Source organism: Pantoea sp. (assembly GCF_039594315.1).
GTDB lineage: Bacteria > Pseudomonadota > Gammaproteobacteria > Enterobacterales > Enterobacteriaceae > Pantoea.
Map to the genome: position 1 here is coordinate 22503 of NZ_JBCNNP010000051.1, position 6080 is coordinate 28582.

Annotated in this window: 9 protein-coding genes; 7 read left to right on the forward strand and 2 right to left on the reverse strand. The window is 52.6% G+C overall.

Annotated features, from left to right (window positions below; translation table 11 throughout):
* The 6 genes from mlaE (at position 1) to murA (ending at position 3967) form a co-directional block, all read left to right on the forward strand.
* Complete coding sequence (gene mlaE, locus ABDW13_RS19740; protein WP_343554240.1) at positions 1-783, forward strand: lipid asymmetry maintenance ABC transporter permease subunit MlaE; 783 nt, start codon at positions 1-3, stop codon at positions 781-783.
* 4 nt (positions 784-787) lie between these two features.
* Positions 788-1330 carry an outer membrane lipid asymmetry maintenance protein MlaD gene (gene mlaD, locus ABDW13_RS19745; protein WP_343554241.1) on the forward strand — a complete coding sequence of 181 codons (543 nt, stop codon included), beginning with the start codon at positions 788-790 and terminating at the stop codon, positions 1328-1330.
* Positions 1331-1348: 18 nt separating this feature from the next.
* Positions 1349-1984 carry a phospholipid-binding protein MlaC gene (gene mlaC / locus ABDW13_RS19750; protein WP_343554247.1) on the forward strand — a complete coding sequence of 212 codons (636 nt, stop codon included), beginning with the start codon at positions 1349-1351 and terminating at the stop codon, positions 1982-1984.
* On the forward strand, positions 1984-2289 hold the full coding sequence (mlaB, locus tag ABDW13_RS19755) for a lipid asymmetry maintenance protein MlaB (protein ID WP_343554242.1): 306 nt from the start codon (positions 1984-1986) through the stop codon (positions 2287-2289). Before mlaC ends, mlaB begins: the two co-directional genes overlap by 1 nt.
* 114 nt (positions 2290-2403) lie before the next feature.
* Positions 2404-2661 (forward strand): BolA family iron metabolism protein IbaG, encoded by a 258-nt coding sequence (gene ibaG / locus ABDW13_RS19760; protein ID WP_008104351.1) that lies wholly within the window; start codon positions 2404-2406, stop codon positions 2659-2661.
* A 46-nt stretch (positions 2662-2707) separates the two neighbouring features.
* Positions 2708-3967, forward strand: a complete 1260-nt coding sequence (murA, locus tag ABDW13_RS19765; RefSeq protein ID WP_343554243.1) for a UDP-N-acetylglucosamine 1-carboxyvinyltransferase — start codon at positions 2708-2710, stop codon at positions 3965-3967.
* 66 nt (positions 3968-4033) lie between these two features.
* Here the strand turns inward: murA and ABDW13_RS19770 are convergent, their stop codons facing one another.
* Complete coding sequence (locus ABDW13_RS19770; RefSeq protein ID WP_343554244.1) at positions 4034-4315, reverse strand: helix-turn-helix transcriptional regulator; 282 nt, start codon at positions 4313-4315, stop codon at positions 4034-4036.
* Positions 4316-4548: 233 nt separating this feature from the next.
* Positions 4549-5520, reverse strand: a complete 972-nt coding sequence (ispB, locus tag ABDW13_RS19775; protein WP_343554245.1) for an octaprenyl diphosphate synthase — start codon at positions 5518-5520, stop codon at positions 4549-4551.
* Positions 5521-5773: 253 nt separating this feature from the next.
* Between ispB and rplU the strand changes: the two genes are divergently transcribed.
* A partial coding sequence (gene rplU / locus ABDW13_RS19780; protein WP_343554246.1) for a 50S ribosomal protein L21 occupies positions 5774-6080 on the forward strand: 307 nt, incomplete at its 3' end.

The window sequence follows — 6080 nt, forward strand, 5'->3', positions numbered from 1 at the left end:
ATGTTGTTACGGGCGCTGGCGTCATTAGGACGTCAGGGAATTAACACTTGTGCCGCTTTTGGCCGCGCAGGCCTCATGCTATTTCATGCGCTGGTGGGCAAACCGGCGTTTCGTCGCCATGCCCCGCTGCTGGTAAAACAGCTGTACAGCGTGGGCGTGTTGTCGCTGTTGATCATCGTGGTTTCCGGCCTGTTCATCGGCATGGTGCTGGGTTTACAGGGCTATCTGGTATTAACCACCTACAATGCGGAAACCAGCCTTGGCATGTTGGTGGCGCTGTCGCTGCTGCGTGAACTGGGTCCAGTAGTCACGGCATTGTTGTTTGCGGGTCGTGCCGGTTCGGCGCTGACTGCTGAAATTGGCCTGATGAAAGCCACTGAACAGCTCTCCAGCATGGAGATGATGGCGGTTGATCCGCTGCGTCGCGTGGTTTCGCCACGTTTCTGGGCCGGTTTCATTAGCATGCCGTTGCTGGCGCTGATCTTCACCGCCGTCGGTGTGGCGGGTGGCGCGCTGGTTGGTGTGAGCTGGAAAGGAATCGACCCTGGTTTCTTCTGGTCGGCGATGCAGAATGCGGTCGATTTCCGTTCTGATGTCGTTAACTGCATTATCAAAAGCGCGGTCTTTGCCGTCACGGTAACCTGGATTGCGCTGTTTAATGGCTATGATGCCATCCCGACCTCTGAGGGAATCAGTCGGGCGACGACGCGTACCGTGGTGCATGCTTCACTGGCGGTACTCGGTTTGGATTTTGTGCTGACAGCACTGATGTTTGGGAATTGATGCAATGCAAAGCAAGAAAAACGAAATCTGGGTTGGCGTCTTCATGCTGGCGGCACTGCTGGCGTTGTTGTTCCTCGCGCTGCGCGTTGCCGACCTCAAATCATTTGGTACGCAACCCACCTGGAAGCTCTATGCCACCTTCGATAACATCGGCGGTTTGAAAGTCAGTTCCCCGGTTAAAATCGGTGGTGTATTGGTAGGACGCGTAGCCGACATCTCGCTGGACGAGAAAACCTTGTCGCCCCGCATCACCATGGATATCAGCGAGGATTACGCCAACAAAATTCCGGATACCAGTTCACTGGCCATCCGCACCCAAGGCCTGCTCGGCGAGCAGTTCCTGGCGCTCAACTTAGGTTTTGACGATCCCGAATTAGGCTCGGCGATGCTGAAAGATGGCGGCACCATCCGCGATACCAAATCGGCGTTGGTGCTGGAAGACTTGATCGGCCAATTCCTCTATAAGAGCGGCGATAATAAAAACGACGATAAATCTCAAGGTGCAGAGAGCGCGCCTGCACCCGCAGCACCTGCAACAACGGAATAACTTACGAGGTAAAACATGATGTTTAAACGTTTACTGATGGTTGCCATGTTGGCAATCGTACCGCTGGCTGCCAACGCTGCAGCTGACCAGAGCAATCCATATAAGCAGATGGACGAAGCGGCGGCGAAAACCTTCACGCGTCTGAAGAATGAACAGCCGAAGATCAAACAAGATCCGAACTATCTGCGCGAAATCGTGCGTCAGGAGTTAATGCCGTATGTGCAGGTGAAATACGCTGGTGCGTTAGTGCTGGGCCGCTACTACCGCGATGCCACACCGGCACAGCGTGAAGCGTACTTTGCGGCTTTCGGTGATTATCTGGCGCAGGCTTATGGTCAGGCGCTGGCGCTGTACAATGGTCAGACTTACCAGATTCAGCCAGAGCAGCCGCTGGGTGATGCCAATATCGTGGCGATTCGCGTCACTATCGTTGATCCTAACGGTCGCCCGCCGGTGCGCCTTGATTTCCAATGGCGTAAGAACAGCCAAACTGGCAACTGGCAGGCGTATGACATGGTGGCCGAAGGGATCAGCATGATCACCACCAAACAGAATGAGTGGGGTGACTTGTTGCGTACTAAAGGCATTGATGGCCTGACCGCGCAGTTGAAAACCTATGCTGCTCAGCCGATCACCCTGGATAAAAAGCAATAATGAGCGAACCGTTACGCTGGCAGCGCACTGCCAGCACGCTGGCGTTAAGCGGCAAATTAGATCGTGATACCTTGCTGACCTTGTGGCACGAGCGTGATACCGCGATGGTGGACATCAACACCATTGATGTCGCGGCGCTGGAAAGGGTGGATTCATCTGGTTTGGCGCTGCTGGTACATTTGCGAGAAATCGCGCGCGCACAAGGTAGCGCACCGCTTTTCACCGGGATCTCCGATAAACTCCAGTCATTAATTACGCTGTACAACTTACAGCAGATTATTGTTTCTGCGGAAAAAATCGCCTGATCTACGGTTGTCGATGCTAAGCCCCTGATTTTTCCAGGGGCTTTTGCGTATTTAAGAGTCAGGCGCTTTCCTCTAAGATGGCAGCCTTATTATTATTAAGTGAAGCAACGAGCGATGGAAAATAGTGAAGTTCAAGCCGTGCTGATGCAGGCGCTGGCATTAGAAGAAGTACACGTACTCAGCAACGATGGCAGTCATTTTCAGGTCATCGCGGTGGGTGAAATGTTCGGCGAACTGAGTCGCGTGAAGAAGCAGCAGGCTGTGTATGCGCCGCTGATGGAATACATCGCGGATAACCGTATTCATGCGGTTTCCATCAAAACTTATACCCCAGCCGAGTGGGCGCGCGACCGTAAACTCAACGGTTTCTAAGTGCTTCACTGGTTGTTTTGTTGATAGATAATTGAGAGCCGTGTTAATGGACAAATTTCGTGTGCAAGGCCCCACTCGTTTAAGTGGTGAAGTGACCATTTCCGGGGCGAAGAATGCTGCGTTACCGATTCTGTTTGCTGCCCTGCTGGCTGAAGAGCCGGTAGAGATTCAGAACGTGCCGAAGCTGCGTGATATCGATACCACCATGAAGCTGCTAAATCTGCTGGGTGCGCGCGTCGAGCGCAATGGTTCGGTCCACGTTGATGCTCGCGAAGTTAATGTTTTCAGTGCGCCTTACGATCTGGTGAAAACCATGCGTGCTTCAATTTGGGCGCTCGGTCCATTAGTGGCACGTTTTGGTCAGGGCCAGGTATCGCTGCCGGGCGGTTGCGCCATCGGTGCGCGTCCAGTCGATCTGCACATTACTGGCCTGGAACAGCTGGGTGCGGAAATCAAACTGGAAGAAGGCTACGTTAAGGCGTCGGTCAATGGTCGCCTGAAAGGCGCCCACATTGTGATGGACAAAGTGAGCGTTGGCGCCACTGTGACCATCATGAGTGCCGCCACGCTGGCGACCGGCACCACCATTATTGAAAATGCGGCGCGTGAGCCGGAAATTGTCGATACGGCAAACTTCCTCAACACGCTGGGTGCAAAAATCAGCGGCGCGGGCACCGACAAAATCACCATTGAAGGTGTTGAGCGTCTGGGCGGCGGCGTATATCGCGTGTTGCCAGATCGCATCGAAACCGGGACTTTCCTGGTAGCGGCTGCAATCTCTCGTGGCAAAGTGGTTTGCCATAAAGCACAACCCGATACGCTGGATGCGGTGCTGGCTAAACTGCGTGATGCCGGTGCTGAAATCGAAACCGGTGAAGACTGGATCAGCCTCGACATGCACGGCAAGCGGCCAAAAGCGGTTAACGTCCGCACTGCGCCACATCCGGGCTTCCCAACTGACATGCAAGCACAGTTCACCTTGCTGAACATGGTGGCGGAAGGTACGGGTGTTATCACCGAAACCATCTTTGAAAACCGCTTCATGCATATCCCTGAACTGATTCGTATGGGTGGACATGCGGAAATCGAGAGCAACACTGCGATTTGCCACGGTGTTGAAACGCTGTCGGGTGCGCAGGTGATGGCTACCGATTTGCGTGCATCAGCGAGTTTGGTGCTGGCGGGTTGTATAGCCGAAGGCACTACGTTGGTTGATCGTATCTATCACATCGATCGCGGCTATGAGCACATCGAAGATAAATTGAAAGCGATGGGTGCGAATATCGAGCGCGTAAGCGGCGAGTAATCTCGGCTTTGAGCATTAAAAAACCAGTCACGGCAACGCGGCTGGTTTTTTTTCGTCTGCATATTGCTAGATCTCTTTGCGATCCTTTGGCGATCGTATGCGTTTCTTGCGATCCAGTAATCGACTGGTGACAGGATCAAAGTAGCGGCTTGGCCAGATCTCTGACGGATGGACTTTGATCGCATTAGCAATCAGCCACTCACCTTTCGGCCAAGGCCTTGAGAGCGCATTCGCCAGCGTTGACGAACTCAATCCTGAGTCACGTGACAATGCCGCCAGCGACGTGCCTTTCTTGCGCAGCGCAGCAATGATATCTGCCGGATGCCAATCCTCTTTCCTTGGGTACATAACTTTTCTCTCCGTGTCCGTGTTACTGCTTCATCTCTGCAGAATAATTTTCCCGTCGCAGAGATATCTGGAAAAAACCTGCGTTTTTATAGCAAATGATTCCCATAAGTTTCCAGTTATTGTTTGGCAAGTGCACGAAAGTGCGTCGCTTTTCGCAAAAGCGATGCAATGGATGTAAGAGAAAGGGGAGAAGAGTGAAGCAGAAAAGGGGCCAGAGCTGGCCCCTTAAAAGATTAGAAGTCGCGTTGTACTGACATATGCGCCAGCGCTTCAAGCGCACTGCGCCACGGGCTTTCTGGCAACACTTGTAATGCAGCGATGGCTTTATCCGCCTCTTCTTCAGCGCGTTTGCGCGTCCATTCCAGCGAACCGGTTTGCTGCATTGCAGCCAGAACGGGTTCCAACAGATGGCGGCCATTGCCTTCTTCGATGGCTTTACGAATCATCTGCGCTTGCTCAGGCGTGCCGTTATGCATCGCATGCAGCAATGGCAACGTTGGCTTGCCTTCGCTCAGGTCATCGCCGGTGTTTTTACCCAGCGTTTCGCCATCTGCGCTGTAATCCAGCAAATCGTCAATTAACTGGAAAGCGGTGCCAAGATAGCGCCCATAATCCTGTAAGGCTTTTTCCTGCGCGGGCGTGGCATCGGCCAGGATCGCCGAGGCTTGAGAAGCCGCTTCGAACAAGCGGGCGGTTTTACTGTAAATCACCCGCATGTAGCTCTCTTCGGTGATGTCGGGATCGTTGCAGTTCATTAATTGCAACACTTCACCCTCGGCGATCACATTCACCGCTTCCGACATTAACGCAAGGATCTTCAAGGATCCCATGCTGGTCATCATCTGGAATGAGCGGGTGTAAATGAAATCGCCGACCAACACGCTGGCTGCATTGCCGAATGCCGCATTGGCGGTGGCTTTGCCACGGCGCATATCGGATTCATCCACCACATCATCGTGCAGCAGCGTCGCCGTATGGATAAATTCGATCAGCGCCGCATTGGTAATATGCAACGTTCCCTGATAATTCAGTGCTCGTGCTGAAAGCACAGCGATCATCGGACGGATGCGTTTTCCCCCGCCGCTGATGATGTAATAGCCTAACTGGTTAATCAGTGAGACTTCTGAATTCAGCTGTTCGAGGATGGTCTGGTTGACGGCCGCCATGTCCTGCGCGGTTAATTCGTTAATCTGTTCTAAGTTCATTCGTCTTTTCAGCTTTACTCGTTTTTTGCATGGTAAGCGCTTTACACAGCGTGAGTTCAGGTAATCTGTTACTGATTGTACTTGAAAAAACGGGTTGCGAAACGTTTGCATTCGCCTTGCGCTTTTTTTCTGCAAGAGAGTGCAAAGTGCTCTTGTCTTCTGCTGGAGTATTGCGTAGAATTCGCGCCCTATTGTGAATATTTATCGCGCCGCCTGATCAACAAGAAAGGCACGCGCAGAAGCGGAGTTTTATATGTACGCGGTTTTCCAAAGTGGTGGTAAACAACACCGAGTAAGCGAAGGTCAGACCGTTCGCTTGGAAAAGCTGGACATCGCAACCGGTGAAACCATTGAGTTTGACCAGGTTCTGATGATCGCAAATGGCGAAGACGTGAAAATCGGCGCGCCACTGGTTTCAGGCGGTGTGATCAAAGCAGAAGTTGTTGCTCACGGTCGTGGCGAGAAAATTAAAATCGTTAAGTTTCGTCGTCGTAAACACTACCGTAAGCAAGCTGGTCACCGTCAGTGGTTCACAGATGTGAAAATCACTGTGATCGGCG